Raw genomic sequence first — 20,758 nt, 5'->3', positions numbered from 1 at the left:
CTCCTGGACCCCGAGCACAGGCGAACGGGGCACCCATGGCGCGCGGCGACTCCAAGCGGCAACAACTCTCCCCCCGGGCGTCGACGTCGGCGCCGTCCTGCGCCGTGCGTGCCGCAGGCGGGTCGCCGGCAGCGCCGTCAGCGGCTCGGACGGCGGTCCTGGACCGGGTGATCGGCGTGATCGGCGCGCGCATGGAGGAGTTCACCGGGATCGGTGCCCGCGAGTGCGGTTTCCCGCTGCGTCCGTCGCAGGCCACCGGCGCTCGCGGCCGGCAACAGCGTGGTGCTCAAGGTCGACGAGAAGACGCCCATCGCGGCGCTGGAGTTGGCCGCGATCCTGCGTGATGCCGGGCTCCCGGCCGGTGCGTTCCATGTGATCACCGGTCCCGGGGAGACGGTCGGCGCGCACCTCGTCCGCCACCCGGACGTGCGCAAGGTGTCGTTCACCGGCTTACGACGAACCCGATCCGATACCCGCCGGATCCGTATACGGCGGAGGTATCGGACGGCGGTTCCACCGAGGCCCCGCGCCGGCTGGATGTCGCGGGTCGCGGCCCTTTCAGTCGGGGGTATGCGATCCGGATCGTGGCGGGAGGTGGATCGCTTCCATGGGGCAAAGTGATGCGGCGTCTTGCGCTTCGGTGTTCCACGGAGGCGCGTCGGGGTGGGGCTGGGCTTTGCCATCCGGGGATCGCGTGAAGTGGTTCGGGGCCGTGGCGGTGCAGATGCCTGAGGCGATGCATCGCGCGAGGTCTACGCGGGGGCGGGCCGGCGGCGGTTGTTCGGCGTTGCTCTCGGGGTCGGGGTCGGCGTCGGATTCGGCGTTGGGCTCGGCGTTGGGCTCGGGCATCGGGCTACCAGGTGATCGGGAGTGCGCGGGGAGCTCTGGTTTTGAGGCCGGATTTCCAGGTGGGTGGGCCGGCTTGACGCAGTGTCGGGAAACGGTGGAGCAGGGCGGTGACGGCTTCCTGGAGTTGTGCCCTGGCCAACTGGGCGCCGACGCAGTGGTGGACACCGTGGCCGAAGGCGAGGTGGGGGTTGGGAGTTCGGGTCAGGTCCAGGTCCTCGGGGTCGGGGAACACGGAATCGTCGTGGTTGGCCGCGGAGTTGACGGCCATCACGGCTTCGCCTTCGGCGATGCGGACGCCGGCGAGGGTCATGGGTTCGGTGGCCACGCGCAGGTTGGCCTGGACGTTGGTCTGGGCGTAGCGCAGGAGTTCCTCGACGGCCGTGGGCACCATTTCCGGCCGGTCGCGCAGCCGGCGGTAGTGGGTCGGGGTGTCGAGGAGGAGGTGGATCAGGCCGGCCAGGCGGTCGGCGGTGGTGCCGTAGCCGCCGGCCAGGAGGACGACGCAGAAGGAGATCAGTTCGTCCTCGGTGAGGCGCTCCTCGTGGTCGCGTGCGGCGATCAGGGCGCTGAGCATGTCGTCGGCCGGGTGGTTGCGTTTGGCCGCGATCAGGGTGGTCATGTAGCCGGTCATCTCGGTGACCGCGTCGGTGACGGCGGTGTCGGGTATCGCGGTGAGGCTGCGCAGCGCGTCGCACCAGGTGTCGAGGCGGTCGCCGTGCTCGCGTGGGGTGCCGAGCAGGTCGCAGATGACGGTGAGAGGCAGGGGGCGGCACAGGAGTGGGACGAGGTCGGCCGGGGGGCCGTGGTCGGTGAGGGTGTCGAGGAGGTCGGCGACCAGGCGGGCGATGTCGTGGCGCATCGCCTCGGCGCGGCGGGCGGTGAAGGCGGCGGCGACGAGTTTGCGCAGCCGGGTGTGCTCCGGCGGGTCGGCGGCCAGGATCGAGTCCGGCAGGGTGGGGACGGCGGCCATCCTGGGGCCCGGGCTGCGGGTGGCGCGGGTGCGGCTGAAGCGGGGGTCGCCCAGGACGGTGCGTACGTCCGCGTAGCGGGTGACCAGCCACGCGGGGTCGCCGCTGGGCAGTCGGATGCGGGCGCAGGGGTTGTCGCGGCGCAGCGCGGCGAACTCGGGGATGGGGCCGAGGCCGTCTTGGTGCGGGAACGGGAACGCGCAGGTGGGTGGCCCGGGTTCGATGGACGGTCGGTTCGGGTTCGGGTTCGGGTTCGGGTTCGGGTTCGGGTTCGGGTTCGGGTTCGGGTTCGGGGTGAAGGGTTGGGTTTGTTGACCTGTGCTCGTGTTTCGGGGGTCGGTGCCGGGCTCCGTCACGGCGTCTCCTCGGTGTCCCGTTCGTAGGCGGAGACGTGGTAGGTGCTGGCTTGTGTGAAGGGGTCGCCGGACCAGGTGCCCCGGCGGTGTTTGAGGCGCAGGCCGGATTGCCGGGCCGTCAGGTCGAGTTCGCCGGGCGACGCGTAGTGGAACGAGACGCGCAGGTGCCGGGTGCGGTCGGCTTCGTGGATGAGGTAGTGGGATCGGTAGGTCTGGGTGGCAGGGTCGATCCGGCGGTGGCACAGGATGAGGTGTTCGTCGGTTTCGGCGACGACTTCGGGGATGCCGGAGGCTGCGGCGACCGCCAGGGCTTCCGGGAGGTGCGCGTCGAAGACGAGGAGGCCGCCCGGTTCGAGGTGGGTCGCGGCGGCGGTGAGGCAGCGTTGTCGGGCGGCGCCGTCGGGGAGTTCGAAGAAGGTGCCGCCGGCGAGGTAGATCAGCGAGAAGGTGCCGGGGACCGGGACGGTGGCGAAGTCGCCCACGGTGATGGGGATGTCCTCGCCGCCGGGTTTGCCGCGCAGCCGGCGGATCATCGGCTCCGAGGCGTCGACGCCGTGGACGCGGATGCCGCGTGCGGCCAGGGGCAGTGCGATGCGGCCGGTGCCTACGCCCAGTTCCAGCACGGGGCCGGGGCCGGCGAGCGCGGCGAGGGTGTCCACGGTGGCGTCGGTGATTCCCGGTTTGCCGAACCAGCGGTCGTAGTCGGCCGCGTGAGCGTCGGCATAGTACGGGTGCGCGGGTGACTCGCGGGGGGTGGCGAGCGTGGCGGGGTGTATGGATGTGGTTCGGCGCGTGGTGGTGTGGGTCCTTGGCACATTGGCTCCTCAACGCGTGACGGCCCCGCTGCCGGGGCACTTCGGCGTTCGGGTGGGTCCGGCCGCCGATCCGATCCGGGGCCGGGGCGGTGTTCCGGGTCCGCTTTCGGTCGTTGCGCTCGGTCGGTCAACCGAAGGGGTGGGGTCCGCGTGGGGTCGTCGGTGTGTGCCGGTGCGCGTCGTCCGGCCCGGCGGGAAGCCCGGCGGCCCCGGGGGCGACGACCCGGATCACCGTCGCGCCGAGCGCGCGGGCCGGGCCCGCGGTGGTGTCCACGAGGACGATCTCGCGGCCCGTGTGCGCGGACAGGGCGTCGAGGCCGGAGGGCACGACGGGCGGCGTCGAGCCCGGTGGATGTGCCGTGCCCTCCTCGAACGGTCCCGCCTCAAAGGGCGGCACGTTCTGCCGCGTCGACCGCGTGGTCCATGAACTCAGGCTGTCCTGTACGTGATAGGCCCACAGGGCGTGTTGCACGGCCGTTTCCGGAGGGCTGCCGCCCCGCCACCGTTCCCAGGTGGCCCGGGCCACCGCCGTGTCCATGCTCCAGCGCACCATCAGGGCCTCGTAGGCCGCCTTCTCGATCAGCGTCGGCAGATCCGCCTCGGGGCCGCAGCGGGCGCCGAAGGACTGGCGGGTGCCATCGGGGGCGTGCAGGCAGACGACCACGCAGCGGGCGCCGTCGGGGGCTGCGAGGTCGAGGGTGGTGGTGAGCACGCCGAGTTCGGGCAGCAGCTTCGCCAGGGGCTCCGGCGGTCCGGCCGGAAGGAGCCGCACGGGTGGGGGGTCGAGGCCGTACCAGCTACGCCGCACCAGGTCGCGTTCGAGCACTTCCCAGGCGGCGTGTTCGGCGGCCGACGTCGGGTCGGGATGCGAGGCGACCCCGGTCGAGCCCGCACGCGGCCCCGGGTCGCAGCCGGTCGGCGGCCGGTGGTGCAGGAAGACGGCATCGGCGGGCAGGTAGGTTTCCTCGCCGCTGTCGAACCGGTGTCCCCGGACCCAGAGTCGCCGGGTCTCCCGGGCGGTCGGTGCGGTGTGCGGCGGCCGCGCTGGTGCCGGGTCGTCGCCGGCCGGGTCGAGCGCCGGGACACCCTTGCGACACAGTTCCGCGTACGTCCCGATCATGCTCGCGTCCGCTTCGGCGGCGCGGCCGGCCAGGATGTTGCCGACGCGTTCCAGGAGTTCGCCGCGCGCGCTCGCGGCGACGCGCTCGCGGTCGTGCCCCGCCGCGCTGCCGACCAGGATCGGTCGGCCGCCGGAGGCGTCGACGGCGTCGAAGTGCGGCGAGCGCGCCGCGATCCGCGCGAACACCGTGTCGGGGTCGCTGTCGTAGGGGCTGAACACCTGGGGATCCCACGCCGACTCGGGCATCACCCACGCACCCGAGTCGCCTCGACGACCGGGGCGACCTGGTCCAGCACGGCGAGGCCGTGATCGGTGAGCGCGTGCCGATACTCGACCAGGGTGCCCACGGCCTGGGTCGCGGATCGCTCCAGTTGCTCCAGGCGGGCCCGGATCGCGGCCGTGGCGCGCGTGCCGCCCGCACCGGTGCCCGCGTTCCCGCCCACGCCGGTGCCGGTGTCCAGGACGCGTCGGTACAGCAGCACGCTCCTGGCCAGCACCACCGCCTGTTGGAACAGACCGGTGAGCGGTCGCGGGTCGGCGCGCAGCGGGGTGGCCACCAGCGGGCCGTCGCCCTCGGCCGGACGCAGGAAGGGCTCGTCGGCGACCGACGCCGCGTTGCAGCGGGTGTGCGTTCCCTCGTGCACGAGCGCTTCGGCCAAGCGGACCGGGCCCGGCAGGCCGTCGGCGCCCGGCTCCAGGCGGTCGCGGCGCACGAACACCGCGCCGTGTACCGAGAAGTCGGTGAATCCGTCGATGGCCGCCCCGTGCAACAGGGCGATCTGGACCAGGATTTCTCGGAGTTCGGCGTTCGCCTCGGGCCAGGCGGCGGCGAGGAGCACGGTCGTCGCGTGCCATGTCTCGGTGTCCTGCGCCCGCCAGGCGACCGTGGTCGAGGTGCGTGCGGGTTCCGCGCCGTCCCCGTCTTCGTGCCCTTTCGGCTTCGGGATCGCCTTCAGGGCCCGGGCGACGCTGCGGTCCAGATGTGCGCGCGGGGCGACCAGGTCGACCGGCCAGGGGAGTTCGGCGGGTGGATCGGCGATGTCGGCTCTGGCGTGATCGAGCAGCCGGCCGAGGGCGGCGAGGCGCTGTGCGTCCGGTGGGTCCTTGTGCAGCACGCGCTGGGCGAGGTGGGCGGTCTCGACGACGGCGGGGTGGGTCGCCTCGTGAGGGGTCGCCACGAGGTCGGCTCGGGCCAGGACGGAGCGGGTCATCCGCGCCAACACCGCGCGCTCTCTCACGCTTTGCCCGGCATCTGGTTCCACGCGCATCGTGACTGCCTTCCCGTGATCCCGGTGCGGGAGCGGCGGACCGGCGATCGCCGATCCGCCGCGTGTCGGTCGGTCCGCCTCAGCTCGGCACGTCGACCATCAGGGCCAGTTCCGGCAGTTCCTCTTCCGAGATCAGTTCGATGTCGTCCTGCATATCGGACTCCCTTCGGTTGCCGGCTCCCCGCCGTCGGCGGCAAAGGCCGGGATCGTCATGCTGGGTCCCGACGGCGGCGAATACAAGAAGTCGTGAAGGTGTCGCGTTCCGTGGTGAGCGGAGTCGGTTCAGCCGGAATCCGCCTTGCGTGCATCGGGCCGAGCCGGGAAGGCCGAGCCCCGGGAAGGCACGCCCAGCAGCGAGTTCGCCGATCGGACCCGGGGCCGGTAGTACCGGAGCCGAACCCCGTCAACGCGGTATCCGGCCCGCTCGCTCGATCGAACCGCCGGAAAATTGGCCGGAAACGTCGGACCGCCCTCCCGCGCGGCGCGGCACAACCGCGCGGGCGGCGGCGCGAACGAGTGGGCGGGAGTCACGACGTCGTTTCTCGAAATCACCGGGCCGACAACAGCGTCACCACGTTGCGCGTCACGGTGCGCACCCGTTCGTCCAAGGGCAGGACCCGCGCCCAGTCGGTCGTGGCGGCGGTGAAGACCGTGCCGCCGTGTGTGTACAGACCCATGGTCGCGGCTCGGATTCCGCTCTCTCGCTCGCGAATCGGGTGGTACCAACCGGAGTTCGGGTCGGTGGGGAGTTCGGCGACGCCCAGGATCGTGAACCCCGCGGGACTCCGGTCCTCCCCCGTCGGCGCGAGCGTGCCGTCCGGGCCCCGACTCAGCGCGGCTCCGTCGCATTCGTAGCCGACCAGGGCGTGTTCGGCGCCGAGAACGTCGCCGTCGCGCAGTCCGGTGCCGGCGAACAGCGGGTGGTCGGCGTGGCGAACGGTCAGGCCCAGGCCGGTTCGGCGCCCGCTCCAGTGGCCGCCCGCGTTGCGGTAGCTGACGCCCGTGAGGGTGTTCTCCGGTGCGATCTCCCACCAGTGGCCGGGGACTTGGCGCAGCCCGTCCACGTCGGCGTGCACGGGGACGCCCGGCGGGTACTTGGCGCAGTGCAGGACGCTGCCGCCGGCGCCGACCGTGACCCGCCACCAGCAGGTGTTGGCGCCGAAGAAGGCGATGTTGCCGCCTCGGTCGCGAAAGGCGGTGACGTGTCGGCGGGTGGCGGCGCTCCAGTACTCGTCGTGGCCGACGGACAACAACAGGCGGTATCCGTCCAGGGGTCGGTACGACTCGTGCAGGTCGAGGTCGGTGCAGTAGTCGACCGCGAAGCCGGCGCCTTCGAGCCACGCGATGAACGGGGCGTCCCAGTGTGCGAACGTCTGACGCGGGGTGCGCGGGTCGTGCGCGTCGGGGTGCCCCTTGACCGGGCCGCCGATTCCCCCGCCGGGCCGACGCAGGCCGACGGACCTGGTTCCGCCGGGCGGTGCGACGCCGTCGTCGAATCGCGATCGATACAGGCTGCCACCGCCGCTCTCGTTGTAGGCGTGGTAGGTGAACAGCGGGACCTTGTACAGGATGCGTGCCCTGGTGGGGCCGCGCGGGGTGACCACGAACAGGATCCGCGCGTGGCGCGCGTCCAGTGTTTCGGCCCGATCGAACGCGGGGTACGGCGGCGTGTCGGCCGCGGCGTGGAGCACGGCGAGGTACACGCCCGAGGGCCAGTCGCCGGGAACGGGGAAGTCGTACGCGGGCCAACGCCAGTCCCCTTCGGGTCGACCGTCGGGCGCGAAGCGGCCCTCGCCCGCCAACCGACCCATGTAGCGCAGCCCCACGCCGCAGCGGTAGAAGTCCGCTCGGAACCTGCGGGCCCGGGTCGAGACATGCAGCCGGAGGGTGTCGCCGGCCCGCACACCCGCCCGGGCGGGATAGCCGTCGACGCGCGGTCGGGTATCGGCGGCATCATCGGAGGATCCGGTGCCGTCGAACGTGTCGGACATACGCCTCCCACAGGTCGTTCGATCCGGCCCACCAGCACCGGCCGGCGCCGACGCATGCGGCGCCACTGCCTATCAGCCCCACCCTCGCGAAGACCACCGCGGCACCCGGATCCGGACGTTGTGCCGGGACCCGTGCCACGCCTACTCCATCGGACGGACACCGCCCACTCGCCCTTGGCACGCCTGTGATCACCCGGCCGCACCCGTCGTACGCCCGTGACCACACCGCCCCTTCCCGCTTCGCTCGACCCCGACCGGTTATCACCCTCCCCCACGCGTCACTCTTGGCACTCGGGTGATCACGAGTGATGATGAGCCGGCGTCGCCGTCTCCGCGCGCATCCGAGCCCCACCCCTCGACGAAGGGCCGATCGGACATGCGCATCGCCTACCTGCACGGCGGCAGCATCCCCTCGCTCTGGGCCAACAACGTCCATGTCATGCGCATGTGCGACGCGTTCGCCTCGGCCGGGCACCAAATTCGCCTGTATGCCGCGCCCGGCACCCATCCGGTCGACGACGTGTACGCCTACTACGGGGTCAGGCATCGATTCCCGATCCACACCGTGCCGGTCCCCGAGTACACCCCCGCGGGATACCGGCACCGCGCCGAACGCGTCCGCGAACTGCTGGTCGAGGACGGTGTCCCCGACCTGATCTACGGCCGGGATCCCTACAGCCTCGCCGCCACCGCGGATCTGGCACCGTTCGTGTACGAGGTCCACCAACTGCGCGAGGACCTGTCCCCGCCCGAAACCGAACGGCACCTGCTCGCCCGGCCCCGGCTCGCCCGGGTCGTGGTGATCACCCACGCGCTCGCCCGCGACCTGCGGGCCAAGTACGCGGACCCGGCTCCGCTTCCGATCCTGATCAGCCCCGATTGCGCCGACCCGCCCCAACCGCCCACGGAGGTCGTGCGGTTGCCCGGTCGCCGGGACGTGCCCCGGGTCGGCTACGTGGGCCACCTCTACGACGGCCGCGGCATCGGCCTGATCCTCGACCTCGCCCACCGACTCCCGGACCTGGACTTCCACCTGGTCGGCGGCACACCCGAGGACCGAGAGCGCTGGGAACGGCCCGGCACCCCGGGCAACGTGTACTTCCACGGCCATCGGCCGCCGGCCGCGCTGCCCGGCTACTACCCGCTCTTCGACGTCGTGTTGGCGCCGTACGAGGAGAAGGTGTACGTGACGGGCAGGCTCGCGGAGACCGGTCGATGGACGTCCCCGATGAAGCTGTTCGAGTACATGTCCTACGGCCGGGCGATCGTCGCGTCCGACCTCCCGGTCCTGCACGAGGTGTTGACCGATCGGGTCAACTCCTTGATCCGACCACCCGACGACCCGGCCGCATGGGCCCACGCCGTCCGGGAGTTGATCGCCGATCCGGGGTTGCGCCGAGCCCTGGGCGCGGAGGCCCGACGGCAGGTCCTGGACCGGTACACCTGGCGCCATCGCGCCGACGCCGTACTGGCCGGCCTGGACCTACCGCACACGGTCGACGGCCCGAAAGCGCCCTGACCACACGCGGGCGAGCGAAGGTCGGGCGACCCGGGCCTCTGCCACGGTCGGGAATCACTCTTCGGTTGTCGGGCTGTCGAGCAGCCAGGTCACCGGCCGAGCGGGGTCCGGGTCGTAGCGACAGGACGCTCCGGTGTGAATGGTGTCGCGCAGCAGCCGCGCGAGCGGGGCATCGTGGAGCTCGATCCGGTCGAGGGTCGACGCGATCGCCTTGCGCACGGCGATTCTCGCTCGCTCGTGCGCGGAGGAGAAGCGTCGGCGTCGACCGCCGAGGCCGGTGGCGGTGCGTACCTCGGCGAGCAGGGCCTCGCGTTCGAGCCGCAATCGGTCGAGTCCGGCCTGGTCGGTCCACGACTCGGCTTCGTCCAGTTCGACGTCGATGGCACGCAGCCGGTCGTGGTAGGCCGCCAGAGCCTGTCTGTCGACCACTTCGGCCGTATCCGATTCGGTGACCACGCCGGCATGACCCGGTGCCGCGGCGGACAGGTCGAGCACGCTCGACTCGACGCCTGGGCTGCGGAGCAGTTCACGCAGGTAGAACAGTCCCTTGAGGTCCGGCAGCACGACCGTCGTGCCGTCGGCGCCGACGACCCAGCCGAGTGCGCCGTCCCGATGCAGGTGCACGGTGACGGGAGGGGCCGGCCGCATCGCCGCTGCGGGGGCGATCAGCCGGTCCCGCCACCAGGCGGCCCCGATTCGCCGGTAGGCGGATGCCGCGTTGTCGCGCCACCGCGTCGCGGCGGGCCCGCCGAGTGCTTGTTCGGCGCGGTGGAGGTAGTCGTCGACCACGCCGTGGAAGGTCACCGCACCGGCGTTGAGCACCGCTCGGCCGGCAAAGGGTTCCAGCAGGCGGACACCGTCGGCCACGATGGCGTCGCTGTGCAGCGTGGCGGCGACCTCGACCAGCGAAGTGACGGTGAGCAGGAAGTCGACATCGCGGGCCACGGTCCCCAGCCCGGCGCCGGTGAGCCGGTGCAAGAGCTGCCGCGCACGGTCGGGTTCGTCTGCGGCGAGCCAGAGCACCGCGGCTTCGGCGGACACCGAGGGCACCCCCTCGCCCGCACCGTACGCCTCGAACGCGGCGGCCTCGCTCCGCAGGGTCGCGGTGTCACCGATCTGTCGTGCCCGGGCGGCAACGAGACTGTGCACGACCGCCTCCCGGTCCGGCTCGGCGGCCTTGCCGCCCAGGTCGTGGGTGATCGCGATGAGCCGATCGGCTGTGTCGAGGTCGCCGGTGACAAGGGCGTGCATGGCCCGGCGGGACGCGGCGAAGAAGGCGGCGCGGGCCGAGCCCGACTCCTCGGCGATGATGTCGAGCGCCCGAAGCCGGCGCTGTACGGCGACCACGTCCAGGCATTCCCACGCGGTGGTCAGACACCACAGCTGAGCGGTCAGCCGCTGTGCGGGATCGATGAGGTGGGCCGCGACGTCGGCCAGACGCGCCGAGAGGGCCGGCCGTTCGGCGAAGTCGTCCGGCCCCCAGTTTGCGAGCAGCGCGGCGTCGAGGGCGTCGGCGACGATCTCGGGGTCACCCAGGCGGTCGGCGATCGTGACCGCTTCCCGGGCGAATGCCACCGCTCGCCGGGCCTCGCCTCCGTAGGCCCACGCCCGCGCGAGCGCGGCGGCGAGTCGGCAGCGGCTCGCCGGCCCGACCGCGACCGTGTACGCCTCGTGAATCAGGGCGGGCACCTGACCCGCATCTGTGCCGAAGTACTGACTCGACGGCAGTCTCAGCGCCGCCGCGGCCATACCTTCGGCGTCACCGTTGTCGCGGGCCTCGTAATAAGCCGCCAGCAGTTCCGCCCGGGCGGCGGCGACCTTGTCGGCCGCAGACTCCATGATCGGATCATACTGCGGCCCGACCCGCGGTCACGGTTTGTGCAGGTGTACGGACCTGGCGTGTTCCGTGACGCGGGCTCGATCCCAGTCGCCGGTGCAGTACACCGAGAGCTGCGAGATCGACCCGTCGATCACGTCGGCGCGGAACAACTCCCGGCAGTACCAGGATTCGTCGTCCTGCTCCCACTGTTCCTCGACTTCCAGGACGAAGCCCGTCGTCGTGGCGTCGAACCGCGACCGGGGCACCCGACCGGCGCCGGGGTGCCCGGCCTTGCGCAGCGCGACGAGGTCGTCGATTCCCCGTGCCTGCAGGCGCCACTGCGGCAGCGTGAAGTCGCAGAACGCGTCCGGCGCGAACAGGCCCGCCGGCGGGATCCCCGTTTCGAGAAAGGTGACGAGCCGGTCGGCCAACTCGTGCTGCGTGGTGTCGACGATCCGCTGGTCGAGGTCGACGTACCGGCCCTGGACGACCGGCGCGTCGACGAGGACCGGAGCCTCGTCCTTGTGTGTTGGCGACATGACGTCCTCCTCGGCGATTGTGCTGTCACCGAGAAGGCGTGACACGAAGGCATCACATCGTGACGTCACGCCGCAGGAGTTGCCCGGACCCGGGCTGTCGGCGGCACGTCGTGCGAGGTCGGCAGTTCCCGTCCCAGGCATGCGAGCGGGGATGAAGCCATCACCACCGGGGACGACATCATGCCCGCGGCCGTTACCAACAGGCTGGTGCGCAGCCCCCACTCCTCACGATATCGCCGGCGACGAAACGCAGGCCGGCTCCTCGTGGGTGACTCGCTGCGTCAAAACCCTGGCCTCGGCCGGCCCGACACGAAAGACGCTCCCGCTCGCATCTCGCGCAAACCTGGGACCTGCCAGTATGAGCATGTTCGGGTCGGTTCTCGTGGCTTGGAGGCTTGATGCGTGCAGGTGTCGTGGTTGCCGCTCGCCCCGGTGTGGAGGATCTCGCCGTGCGGGCCGAGGAATTGGGCCTGCACAGCTTCTGGGTGAACGACACCCCGATGGTCCACGGTGACCCCTTCGTCGCCTTGAGCCTGTGTGCGAAGGCCACTCGGCGCATCAAGCTGGGTATCGGCGTGACCTCACCGGCGCTGCGCTCGGCCCCGGCCGCCGCGAGCGGGATCGCCGGTCTCAACGCCTTGGCGCCGGGCCGGATCATCTGCGGGGTGGGCACCGGGAACACCGCCCGTCGCACCTTGGGCATGCCGCCGACCACGACGTCCGCGTTGGAGGGATTCACCGCGGGGTTGCAGGATCTGTGTGCCGGGCGTTCGACCGAGTACCGCGAAGGTGACCGGGTCCGCGACATCCGGTTCCTCCACGCCGGGGCGCACGTGAACACCACCGATCCCATCGAGTTCGTCGTGGCCGCGCTCGGATCCAAGGCCGCTGCCGTCGCCGGCCGCCGCGGTACCGGCCTGATCTCCTTCGGCCTGCTCGAACCGACCGCCTGGCGCGCACTCCAGGACGCCCGCCGCCAAGCCGTTCACGGCACGTCCCGCGACCCCGACTCCCCCGTGAACTCCTACGTGGTCACCTCGCTCCACCTGCTGCACGAGAACGAGGATCCGCACGGCGACGCGGCTCGGGATGCGACAGGTCACCTCGTCCTGTCGTTTCTGAACTACGCCGCGGACGCGCCCGCCTTCGCAGAGCAACTCGGCCCCGATGAACGCGAGGCGGTTCGTGAACTCCTGGTCCGGCGTGGCACCACCGCCGTCGCGCCGGACCGGTACACCAAGCTCTACCCCAACTACCTCGGGCGCATCGCGCCGCAGGACCGGGACCTGGTTCTACCCTCGCTGATGGACATCCTGGCCCTGATCGGCACACGCGACGATGTCCTCACCCGCATCACTGCCCTGGAACAGGCAGGCGTCGACGAACTCCTCATCCAACCGGTGGTCGACCCGCCCACCGAAATGGCCCGACTCGCCGAGCTCCTCACCTGAGCACGCCGCTCGCCCGCACCACCGCCCCGGCTACCGACCTCGATTCCGTCGGCCGACTCCGGGCCGGCAGTGGTCGCCATTCGTACCCGTATGTCCCAGGCCGTCGCGGCCTACCACTACGCTCTGGGCGAGGGATGGGGCGAGAGACTGGCCGAGGAGTACGCGCAGCCGGTCTACGAGAGGTGCACGCGGTAGCGCCGCCGGCCGGCGGTCCGTGCGATCCGGCGTAGGCCACCGGTCTGCCGTGCCGCATGGGCGCGGCAGGTGCCCGCCCGGCGAGACGAAAGCGCGACGCGACCCCGCCATCGCTTCCCGGCGGGGTCGCGCCGTGTCGGGTGTGTCCACCCCCGCCGCCCGGGCGGCGCAGCGCCCTGCGGCGAAGGTCGATCCCGCCGCGGTGTACGCGATCACCGTGCGCGAGGTCGAGCATGGACCGAGCGGGCCCCGAGCGGAGGAAGTCGGCCCGATGGCCGCCGGTTCCCGGATGTGCCAATGCGCACGGCACGCGCGGATTGGTCAACCACTCGCGTTTCGTCGCCGGCGGTGGATGAGATCGGCGACAGCCGCGGTCCGGCTCAGGTGGGGCGAGTGACTGCTCTCCCATGTCTCCGAGGCCGAGCAACGGGCCGCGAAGCGCCCGACCAGTGGAGCCGCGATGGCACGGTCGTCGCGGGCGGCGACATAGAGCGAGGGTGTGTCGCGCCAGCTCACGTGGCCGGGTGTGGCCCCGAAGATCGAGGGCGGTTCCGGACGCAGCAGCTCGATCGCGCGGGTGGCCGCCGCTTCGTCGACGTCACCGTAGAGGTTCTTTCGAGCATCCTCGGGATCGAGTCGAAGCCGCCCGTTGTCGTCGAGGGTGGCGAGCAGCCCTTCGACGGGGGCACCGGTTTCCTTCGCGACTTCCTCCAGGAGTTGCGCGGGTGACTCACCGACATCGAGAAGCCAACCGGCCAGGAAGATCAGTCCCGCCGCGCCGCGTACCGTTCCGGCGGTCACACCTCCGAAGGAGTGCCCGACCACCAGCGGAGGCTGTTCGGAGGCGGTGACGATGTCCTCGACCAGGGCGGTGCCGTCGGCCAACGACAGCTCGTGGAGGTCGGGCACTTCCACACTCAGATCTCGGGAGCGCAGCAGCCCGACCAGGTCATCGTAGTGAGCCGGTTGATGCCAGGCACCGTGCAGGATGATCACGTCGGTCATGCCCGCAGGCTACTCCGGGTCGACCGCCAGCGTTGGCCTCCGCGCCCCCGGGCGCCGTCATGCCCTTCGTCGTATTGGCCTGATCCGCACGGTGGTTCACCCGAATCGACGCAGCGGCGACCAGCGTCGAGCGAAGCGGCAGGACGGCATCGCACCCGACGAAGTCGGCATCGGCGGCGAAGGCGCGCTCGGCGCCGGACGGCAACCCGGTGACGGTCGGGACCGCGCGACGGCCCACGGAAGCTCGAATCCCGGGAGGACACGCCGGAGTTGCCGACCGAGGCCGCGGCGTACCCCCGTTGCCCGCCTGCGTCGGCCCCGGACATGGCGGATGACTGTTCCTCTCGCAGCATGTGATGAAACGATGACGACCCCTCCGGGGAGGGATTCCAGCGGCTCTACTGAACGGCATGAACAGCACAACCAACCCCTCCACCCGCCGTCGGCGCCCTGTCCGGCTGACCATGGGAATCGCCCTCGTCACCGCGACGGGGCTCCTCGGACTCACCGCCTGCGACGACTCGGACAAGCAACGCGGGGCCGCCGACGGCCGATCCGATTCGACCGTATCCTCGACCTCCGCCCCCGCCGGCACGGCCCGCGCCGGCCAGGAACCGTCCGGCGCCGGGAACAAGAACGCAAAGCTCGCCAAGCTGCTGTGGATGGGTGACTCCATCGGCGAAGTCGAGGCCCCCGCGCTCGGGGCGGCGATGAAGGCCAACGGCACGGAGTTCAAATCGATGGCGGCGGCCGGTGGCGGCGGTGTCATCGGCGAGGTGGCCCAATCCACCTGGGAAGAACTGCCGAAGGAACTCGGCTCCTTCGAACCGAACGTCGTCGTCTACCAGATCACGACCTACGACTGGGGCAAGGCGGCGGAACAACAAGCGAGTTACGAACGACTGGTCAAGACGGTGACCGACGCGGGCGCCGAACTCGTCATCGTCTCCGCGCCGCCGTTCAGAATCGACGACTTCTACAAGCGGCACGAGGCCGAGATCAAATCCGCCCCGAAGTCGGCCAAAGAGGTGGCGGACAAGCACCCGGGCAAGGTGCACTTCCTCGACGCCGCGGCCCTGTGGGGCACCGACAGCGCCGCTGCCAAGGCGCAGCGGAGCAACGACGGCATCCACTCCTGTCAGCAGGGTTCCGCCGCGTTCGCCAACTGGCTGGGCAAGGAACTCGGCAGGCAGTACTCCTTCGCACCGGCGGCGGTGGACCGCTGGGCCACCGGGTCGTGGACCGGCGACAAGGTGTACGGACGCCTCGGCTGCAAGTAGTCGACCCCGGGCGACGCGCTCGCCTCCCCGGCCAACACGATCGAGGGGCGGAACGGGCCCGGGCTCGTTCCGCCCCGCGTCTTTCGGAGAAATACCCCATGCCTGCGCAGACTTCCCCTCGGCGTATCCATCGGCGGGTTCCCACGCCGTCCGCGACGCCCAAGAGCCCGCTCACCTCCGTCAAAGCGCACATCGGACCGCTGGACGGTCTGCGCGGTGTGGCCGTCGCGGCGGTGTTGCTCTTTCACGCCGGAAACTTCGGCGGCGGCTTCCTGGGCGTCGACCTGTTCTTCGTGCTGTCCGGGTTCCTGATCACCGGACTGCTGCTCAAGGAGGCGGCGGCCGGGAACGGCCGCATCAACCTCATCGCGTTCTGGGGCCGGCGGGCGCGCCGCCTCCTGCCCGCGCTCGCCGCCATGGTGTCCGGTACCTCGTTGCTGGTGTGGGCCTTCGGCTCGCCCGCGCTGATCCGCAACGCGCTCGACGACGGTCCGTGGGTGGTGGCGAACCTCGCCAACTGGCACTTCATCGCGGACCGGATGGGCTACTGGAACTCCGGCGACACCCGCGTCTTCAGCCATCTGTGGAGCATCGCCGTCGAGGAGCAGTTCTATCTGTTCTGGCCGCTGCTCCTGGTTCTGGTGGCCCGGGGCCGGAACGCGGGCCGAAACGTCGCCGTCGTCGCGGCGACGGGAGCTCTCGCCTCGCTGGCCCTGATGCTCCATCTCGCCGATCCGATCGACAGTACCCGGGTGTACGAAGGCACCGACACTCGTGCCTTCTCCCTGCTGTTGGGCGCTGTGATGGCCACCGGACCGGCCACTCGCGCCGTGGCCCGACTGGGCGAGCGCCCGGCCGGGTGGCTCTCGTTGGCCCTGGTGTGCGGCATCGGCGGGTACTGGGTCCTGGCCGACGGCGAGGATTCCCCCTCACTGTTCCAGGGGGGAATGTTCCTGCACGCGCTGGCCGCCGCCCTCCTCATCTCCTGCCTCACCCGGGCGCCGGGTAGCCCCGTCGGCCGGGTCCTGGGCGGCGCTGCGCTGCGCTGGACCGGTCTGATCTCGTACAGCCTCTACCTGTGGCACTGGCCGGTCTATCTGCTGCTGGACGAGGAACACCTCGGCTTCTCGGGGTGGGGGCGGACGGCTGTCGTCGTGGCCGTTTCCGTTGCCGCCGCCGTACTTTCCAAGTTCCTGGTCGAGGATCCGATCCGCTTTCGGGCCCGTTGGGCGCATGGGCGGACCGGCGCCGTCGCCCTGGTGGCCACGTTCGCCGCGCTGGCGGCCCTGTGGGCGGGCATACCGGAGCCGAAGAGCGGCGCGACCTCTGTGGATGTCACCCGACTCACGGACGGATATTGAGAGTTCCACGAGGAGGCCGGCCGGTCGCTTGACCGGCCGGCCGCTTGGTTCGGGGGGTCTCGCGCACCGGGGCGGGGCGCGCATGTCGCGGGCCGGGGCGGGCCGTGTCGGTCGTCGAAGCAGGTTCACGCCTGCGGGAAGCTGTAGCGGTAACCCTGTTCGTCGAACCACGTCAGGAGCTTCTCGAGCGCCTGAAATGACTGTTCGCGATTGCCGCCCCCGTCGTGCATCAAAACGGTGGGGCCCTTGGTCAGTTGTTGTTGGACGCGGGTGACGATGGCGTCGACTCCGGGGCGCTGGTAGTCGCTCGGGTCGACGTTCCAACCGAGGGGGCGCATGCCGTGATCGGCGGCGATCCGGCGGCTTTCCGGGGTGAACGCGCCACCGGGTGCGCGGTAGTACCAGATCCGTCGGCCTCCGGACGCCTGGTCGATCATGTTCTTGGCGTCGAGGATCTCCTGCGTCTGGTAGTCGACGGGCTTCTTGTCCATGCCGGTGTCGTGATGCACCGAGTGGTTGCACAGGCGGTGGCCGGCGTCGACGATCCTGCCCAGCAGTTCGGGGTTGGCCTTGGCGTTGGGCCCCAGGACGCAGAACACGGCCTTGGCCTTGTGCTTTTCGAGCAGATCCAGGAAGCGGGGCGTCCACACGCCGTCCGGGCCGTCGTCGAGGGTGAGGTTGACCGACTTGCCGCCGTCCTCCGAGTGCCGCGAGATCGATGGATCGACCTTGCCGCTCTCCTTCGGACCCGGGCCGGTCGGCGATTCGACATCGGCGGCGCCCGGCACCGGGCGGGCCGCCTGGTGGGTGCCGCCGACGCGTCGGTTCGCCGCTGTGTCGGAGCCGCCACCGCAACTCGTGAGGGCGGCCGCGGTCACGACGAGGGCCATTGCCGCACCCGCGCCCCTCGCGATGTCGCCGCGACGTATTCCACCGATCGTCATGGGTATTCCTGTCTCGATATCCCGGGTCTTCGTTCGACTGCTCGCCGAGCCAAACACGTTCGGATATCGAAACCGGAGGCTGTCATCGTCTCGTCACATATCGCGCACGGATCCGTCATCCCGGGACCATACGGTGGTCAACGAGGCCCTGAGCCGCGCAAACAGGCGCCGACCCGCCCGCCGACCGGTTCGGCACGGGACCGGCACCCCGCAATCCGTCGTAAAGTCGAAGGGCACCGCAGCCTGCCGTCCATTGCCGCACCACACGGTCTTCGGACGGCCCGGACACAACCCCCGTAATCCTTATGATCCGCCGTGACGACTCAGCAGGGAATTGTCACCACCATGCCACGCGTATTGCTTATCGAAGACGATCCCGCAGTCCAAAGGGGCGTCGGCATCGCGCTTCGGCGGCGCGGCCACGAGGTCGCCGTCGCGCCCACCGGGGAGGCCGGACTCGCCACCCTGGAGGACTTTCGCCCCGATCTCGTCCTGCTGGACCTGATGTTGCCGGGCATGAACGGCCTGGAGGTGTGCCGCCGGATCCGGGAGCGACACCAACTCCCGATCATCATCCTCACCGCTCGCGGCGACGACATCGACGTCGTGGTCGGCCTGGAGGCGGGCGCGGACGACTACGTCGTCAAGCCGGCCGGCGGCGAGGTCCTGGGCGCCCGCGTCAAGGCGGCCCTGCGCCGCGCCGTTCCCGCCGACGCCGAGGACGCCACCGTCGCGGACCCGATGGCGCCGCAGGTCGACCGGTACGGCGATCTGACGATCGACCGGGCCGCGCTCATCGTGTCCAAGAACGGAACCGAGCTCACGCTCGCGCCCTCCGAACTCAAACTGCTGCTGTACCTGTCCGCCTCCTCCGGGCGCGTGTACAGCCGCGACCTCCTCCTCGAACGTGTCTGGGAGCACAGCTACGCCGGGGACGCCCGGTTGGTCGACGCGTGTGTGCTGCGCCTGCGCGGAAAGGTCGAGGACGACCCGCGCCGACCCCGCTACGTGCAGACGGTCCGCGGATTCGGTTACCGCTTCGGTCCGCTGTGACCGCCTCCGCCGCGCGTTCCGCGTCCCGGTCACCGCGAACCCTCGGACGCCGGTGGTCGCTGCGGGGTCTTCGTCCCCGGCTGGTCGTCGCCTTTCTCCTCGTCGCCGCGTTCAGCGCCCTGATCACCTCCGCGCTGACGTACGACAAGGCCCGCGACGCGATCCTGGACCGCACTCAGAGCGCCGCGACCGACGAACTGCGCGCCCAACTCGACTCGCGTGCACCCGACCTGCCGTATCCGCCCAGCACGGAGAGCCTGCTGGGGCTGACCGTCCTGCTCGACCGCGCGGGCACCCCGCGCGACTGGCACACGCACGTCTCGTACCAGGACGGCCCACTCGTCCCCGCCGAGGCGCCCGGCGATCCCGGCGCGATCACCGCGGCCCTGCGCTCCGCGGTGTTGCGGGAGAACGGCGCGGTGGCCCAGCGCGTCGCGCGCCCCGACGGCCCGTGGCTGGTCATCGGGATGCCGATCCTGCACGCGGGGCACGACGACACCCCCACCCGGATCGTGGTGTACGCCGAAATGTCCCTGCGCGGCGAGCAAGCCGACATCCACGCCCTGGTCACCGCGGCCCGCTACGGCGCGCTCCCCGCCGTCGGCCTCGCCCTCGTCCCGGCGCTCTTCGCCGCCGCGCACGTCCTTCGCCCGGTACGGCGGCTCCGCGCGGGAGCCCACCGCATCACCGAGGGCGACCTCGACACCCGCATCCCCGTCCGCGGCAACGACGAACTCGCGGACCTGACCGCGACGTTCAACACCATGGCCGACACCATCGAACGCGACGCCACCGAACTGCGCCGCCTCGAAGCCGGTGCCCGCCGGTTCGCCGCCGACGTCTCCCACGAACTGCGCACCCCCCTCGCGGCGATGGTCGCCGTCACCGAGGTCCTCGACGAGGACACCGCCCATCTGGACCCCGACACCTCCGAAGCGCTCCGACTGGTGGCCGAGGAGACCCGCAAACTCGCGCGCATGGTCGACGACCTCATGGAGATCTCGCGCTTCGACGCGGGCGCCGCCACCCTGCACACCGACGAGGTCGACGTCTCCACCTCGGTACGCCGGACCCTGCGAGCCCGCGGCTGGAGCGACCGGGTCGACACCGAACTCCCCGACGGGATCCGCGCCGTCCTGGACCCTCGACGCTTCGACGTCGCCCTCGCCAACCTGGTCGGCAACGCGCTGCGGCACGGCGGCGGCCCCGTCCGGGTCGTGCTGCGCCGCGCCGGCGACCGGATCGTGCTCGACGTCGTCGACCACGGTCCCGGCATCGATCCGGCCGTGCTCGCGCACATCTTCGACCGCTTCTACAAAGCCGACTCGGCCCGGACCCGATCCGACGGCAGCGGCCTGGGACTTGCCATCGCCCGCGAGAACATCCACCTGCACGGCGGTACCCTGCGGGCGGCCTCCACTGCGGGCGAGGGCACCGTGTTCACCATCGAACTCCCACTCGCACCGCCGGCCGCCGTGTCGGCTCCCCGACACCTCGACGGCATCGGCGCAGCCGGAACCGATCACGACGGCGAGCCCGCGTCGTCGGGCGAGGTCGGACACGAACGTCCGGAGGATCAGTGAAGCTCCCCACCACCGTGGTCGCCGCTCTCGTGGCCGCCCTCGTCGCCGGATGCGGCATCTCCACCACGACGCCACACGGAGTCGGGCCCCCGGCCAGCGGTGTTCCGCAAATCGGCGCCGTCCCCGACCGGGTCCGCCTGTTCTTCGTGTCTTTCGCCGGTGTGCAAGCGGTGTCCCGGCCCACCGAAACGCCTGTCGACCCGGGCGAAGCGATCACCCTGCTGTTGAAGGGACCGACCGAGGCCGAACGTCGGCAGGGACTGATGAGCGCCCTCGCGGATCTGGTCGGCCGGGTCGGCGTCGACACCGGCAACGGCAGCGTCACGCTCACGCTGCCCGTGGACGCCGCCCAGGTGCCCGTGGAGGCGATCCACCAACTCGTCTGCACTGCGGCCAACGCCCGCGTCCCGGGTGGTCGGGCCCCCACCGAGGTCGACGTCAGCTTCCACCAACTCGACTCGCCGAACAGGTTCGGTCCCTTGCACTGCACCGTCGCCGGCTATCTGGCGCAGCCCGAGACGCCGACTTCCCCGGCGAGCTTTTTCGGCTGAGGTCCACGGGTCCGGCTTCCCGATCGTGTGGTGGTCGGGGCGGTGGTCGGGGCGGTGGTCGGTGGTGTCGTCGCGGCCGTTGCACGAGGCG

19 protein-coding genes are annotated in these 20,758 nt (G+C 71.2%); 8 read left to right on the top strand and 11 right to left on the bottom strand.

The window, feature by feature from the left end:
* Window positions 1-137: 137 nt before the first annotated feature.
* Window positions 138-380, bottom strand: a complete 243-nt coding sequence (locus ACFXMF_RS27860; RefSeq protein WP_379991076.1) for a hypothetical protein — start codon at window positions 378-380, stop codon at window positions 138-140.
* On the opposite strand from ACFXMF_RS27860, the gene ACFXMF_RS27855 reads away from it, so the two are divergent.
* The gene (locus tag ACFXMF_RS27855) at window positions 280-621 is read left to right on the top strand and encodes an aldehyde dehydrogenase family protein (protein ID WP_380020824.1); all 342 of its coding nucleotides are present in this window, start codon (window positions 280-282) and stop codon (window positions 619-621) included. The genes ACFXMF_RS27860 and ACFXMF_RS27855 overlap by 101 nt on opposite strands.
* On the opposite strand, the gene ACFXMF_RS27850 is transcribed toward ACFXMF_RS27855, so the two are convergent.
* The 6 genes from ACFXMF_RS27850 to ACFXMF_RS27825 form a co-directional block, all read right to left on the bottom strand.
* A complete protein-coding gene (locus tag ACFXMF_RS27850) occupies window positions 559-849 on the bottom strand; it encodes a ferredoxin (protein WP_379991064.1) in 291 nt (96 codons plus the stop codon). The genes ACFXMF_RS27855 and ACFXMF_RS27850 overlap by 63 nt on opposite strands.
* Before the next feature lie 4 nt (window positions 850-853).
* Complete coding sequence (locus tag ACFXMF_RS27845; protein ID WP_379991065.1) at window positions 854-2,173, bottom strand: cytochrome P450; 1,320 nt, start codon at window positions 2,171-2,173, stop codon at window positions 854-856.
* Window positions 2,170-2,988 (bottom strand): class I SAM-dependent DNA methyltransferase, encoded by an 819-nt coding sequence (locus tag ACFXMF_RS27840; RefSeq protein WP_379991066.1) that lies wholly within the window; start codon window positions 2,986-2,988, stop codon window positions 2,170-2,172. The genes ACFXMF_RS27845 and ACFXMF_RS27840 overlap by 4 nt, the downstream gene beginning before the upstream one ends.
* A gap of 127 nt (window positions 2,989-3,115) precedes the next feature.
* The gene (locus tag ACFXMF_RS27835; RefSeq protein ID WP_379991067.1) at window positions 3,116-4,354 is read right to left on the bottom strand and encodes a YcaO-like family protein; all 1,239 of its coding nucleotides are present in this window, start codon (window positions 4,352-4,354) and stop codon (window positions 3,116-3,118) included.
* Window positions 4,354-5,319 (bottom strand): aKG-HExxH-type peptide beta-hydroxylase, encoded by a 966-nt coding sequence (locus ACFXMF_RS27830; RefSeq protein WP_379991068.1) that lies wholly within the window; start codon window positions 5,317-5,319, stop codon window positions 4,354-4,356. Before ACFXMF_RS27830 ends, ACFXMF_RS27835 begins: the two co-directional genes overlap by 1 nt.
* A 605-nt stretch (window positions 5,320-5,924) precedes the next feature.
* Window positions 5,925-7,367, bottom strand: coding sequence for a N,N-dimethylformamidase beta subunit family domain-containing protein (locus ACFXMF_RS27825; RefSeq protein WP_360316224.1), 1,443 nt, complete (start codon window positions 7,365-7,367; stop codon window positions 5,925-5,927).
* A gap of 376 nt (window positions 7,368-7,743) precedes the next feature.
* Here ACFXMF_RS27825 and ACFXMF_RS27820 point away from each other — a divergent pair, with 376 nt between their 5' ends.
* Window positions 7,744-8,886 carry a glycosyltransferase family 4 protein gene (locus ACFXMF_RS27820; protein WP_379991069.1) on the top strand — a complete coding sequence of 381 codons (1,143 nt, stop codon included), beginning with the start codon at window positions 7,744-7,746 and terminating at the stop codon, window positions 8,884-8,886.
* A gap of 54 nt (window positions 8,887-8,940) precedes the next feature.
* Here ACFXMF_RS27820 and ACFXMF_RS27815 read toward each other — a convergent pair whose 3' ends face one another.
* Together ACFXMF_RS27815 and ACFXMF_RS27810 are read right to left on the bottom strand one after the other, a co-directional pair.
* Window positions 8,941-10,725: a hypothetical protein gene (locus ACFXMF_RS27815; protein ID WP_379991070.1), complete on the bottom strand. Its 1,785-nt coding sequence runs from the start codon at window positions 10,723-10,725 to the stop codon at window positions 8,941-8,943.
* A gap of 30 nt (window positions 10,726-10,755) precedes the next feature.
* Window positions 10,756-11,244 (bottom strand): hypothetical protein, encoded by a 489-nt coding sequence (locus tag ACFXMF_RS27810; RefSeq protein WP_379991071.1) that lies wholly within the window; start codon window positions 11,242-11,244, stop codon window positions 10,756-10,758.
* 398 nt (window positions 11,245-11,642) lie between these two features.
* On the opposite strand from ACFXMF_RS27810, the gene ACFXMF_RS27805 reads away from it, so the two are divergent.
* Complete coding sequence (locus tag ACFXMF_RS27805; RefSeq protein WP_379991072.1) at window positions 11,643-12,695, top strand: LLM class flavin-dependent oxidoreductase; 1,053 nt, start codon at window positions 11,643-11,645, stop codon at window positions 12,693-12,695.
* Between the two features lie 516 nt (window positions 12,696-13,211).
* Here the strand turns inward: ACFXMF_RS27805 and ACFXMF_RS27800 are convergent.
* The gene (locus tag ACFXMF_RS27800) at window positions 13,212-13,895 is read right to left on the bottom strand and encodes an alpha/beta hydrolase (protein ID WP_360316211.1); all 684 of its coding nucleotides are present in this window, start codon (window positions 13,893-13,895) and stop codon (window positions 13,212-13,214) included.
* 410 nt (window positions 13,896-14,305) lie between these two features.
* Here ACFXMF_RS27800 and ACFXMF_RS27795 point away from each other — a divergent pair, with 410 nt between their 5' ends.
* Both ACFXMF_RS27795 and ACFXMF_RS27790 read left to right on the top strand, forming a co-directional pair.
* A complete protein-coding gene (locus tag ACFXMF_RS27795) occupies window positions 14,306-15,175 on the top strand; it encodes an SGNH/GDSL hydrolase family protein (protein WP_379991073.1) in 870 nt (289 codons plus the stop codon).
* A gap of 98 nt (window positions 15,176-15,273) precedes the next feature.
* Window positions 15,274-16,536 carry an acyltransferase family protein gene (locus ACFXMF_RS27790; RefSeq protein ID WP_379991074.1) on the top strand — a complete coding sequence of 421 codons (1,263 nt, stop codon included), beginning with the start codon at window positions 15,274-15,276 and terminating at the stop codon, window positions 16,534-16,536.
* Window positions 16,537-16,661: 125 nt separating this feature from the next.
* Here ACFXMF_RS27790 and ACFXMF_RS27785 read toward each other — a convergent pair whose 3' ends face one another.
* Complete coding sequence (locus tag ACFXMF_RS27785) at window positions 16,662-17,426, bottom strand: polysaccharide deacetylase family protein (RefSeq protein WP_380020822.1); 765 nt, start codon at window positions 17,424-17,426, stop codon at window positions 16,662-16,664.
* A gap of 399 nt (window positions 17,427-17,825) precedes the next feature.
* Here ACFXMF_RS27785 and ACFXMF_RS27780 point away from each other — a divergent pair, with 399 nt between their 5' ends.
* The 3 genes from ACFXMF_RS27780 (at window position 17,826) to ACFXMF_RS27770 (ending at window position 20,667) form a co-directional block, all read left to right on the top strand.
* Window positions 17,826-18,533, top strand: coding sequence for a response regulator transcription factor (locus ACFXMF_RS27780; RefSeq protein WP_360316309.1), 708 nt, complete (start codon window positions 17,826-17,828; stop codon window positions 18,531-18,533).
* A gap of 80 nt (window positions 18,534-18,613) precedes the next feature.
* Window positions 18,614-20,116, top strand: coding sequence for an ATP-binding protein (locus ACFXMF_RS27775; protein WP_379991238.1), 1,503 nt, complete (start codon window positions 18,614-18,616; stop codon window positions 20,114-20,116).
* Window positions 20,113-20,667 carry a hypothetical protein gene (locus tag ACFXMF_RS27770; RefSeq protein WP_360316203.1) on the top strand — a complete coding sequence of 185 codons (555 nt, stop codon included), beginning with the start codon at window positions 20,113-20,115 and terminating at the stop codon, window positions 20,665-20,667. Before ACFXMF_RS27775 ends, ACFXMF_RS27770 begins: the two co-directional genes overlap by 4 nt.
* Window positions 20,668-20,758 lie beyond the last annotated feature (91 nt).

This window comes from Embleya sp. NPDC059213, from assembly GCF_042754445.1.
Lineage (GTDB): Bacteria > Actinomycetota > Actinomycetes > Streptomycetales > Streptomycetaceae > Embleya.
The sequence above is the reverse complement of the archived record's forward strand: the minus strand, read 5'-3'. Positions and strand labels throughout refer to the sequence as shown.

What these genes read in the sequence shown, in the direction of transcription:
- ACFXMF_RS27785 (WP_380020822.1), bottom strand. Translation starts at nt 17,426, where the DNA reads ATGGCCCTCGTCGTGACCGCGGCCGCCCTCACGAGTTGCGGTGGCGGC.
- ACFXMF_RS27820 (WP_379991069.1), top strand. Translation starts at nt 7,744, where the DNA reads ATGCGCATCGCCTACCTGCACGGCGGCAGCATCCCCTCGCTCTGGGCC.
- ACFXMF_RS27815 (WP_379991070.1), bottom strand. Translation starts at nt 10,725, where the DNA reads ATGGAGTCTGCGGCCGACAAGGTCGCCGCCGCCCGGGCGGAACTGCTG.
- ACFXMF_RS27810 (WP_379991071.1), bottom strand. Translation starts at nt 11,244, where the DNA reads ATGTCGCCAACACACAAGGACGAGGCTCCGGTCCTCGTCGACGCGCCG.
- ACFXMF_RS27835 (WP_379991067.1), bottom strand. Translation starts at nt 4,354, where the DNA reads ATGCCCGAGTCGGCGTGGGATCCCCAGGTGTTCAGCCCCTACGACAGC.
- ACFXMF_RS27780 (WP_360316309.1), top strand. Translation starts at nt 17,826, where the DNA reads ATGCCACGCGTATTGCTTATCGAAGACGATCCCGCAGTCCAAAGGGGC.
- ACFXMF_RS27805 (WP_379991072.1), top strand. Translation starts at nt 11,643, where the DNA reads ATGCGTGCAGGTGTCGTGGTTGCCGCTCGCCCCGGTGTGGAGGATCTC.
- ACFXMF_RS27825 (WP_360316224.1), bottom strand. Translation starts at nt 7,367, where the DNA reads ATGTCCGACACGTTCGACGGCACCGGATCCTCCGATGATGCCGCCGAT.
- ACFXMF_RS27850 (WP_379991064.1), bottom strand. Translation starts at nt 849, where the DNA reads ATGCCCGAGCCCAACGCCGAGCCCAACGCCGAATCCGACGCCGACCCC.
- ACFXMF_RS27800 (WP_360316211.1), bottom strand. Translation starts at nt 13,895, where the DNA reads ATGACCGACGTGATCATCCTGCACGGTGCCTGGCATCAACCGGCTCAC.
- ACFXMF_RS27830 (WP_379991068.1), bottom strand. Translation starts at nt 5,319, where the DNA reads ATGACCCGCTCCGTCCTGGCCCGAGCCGACCTCGTGGCGACCCCTCAC.
- ACFXMF_RS27795 (WP_379991073.1), top strand. Translation starts at nt 14,306, where the DNA reads ATGAACAGCACAACCAACCCCTCCACCCGCCGTCGGCGCCCTGTCCGG.
- ACFXMF_RS27790 (WP_379991074.1), top strand. Translation starts at nt 15,274, where the DNA reads ATGCCTGCGCAGACTTCCCCTCGGCGTATCCATCGGCGGGTTCCCACG.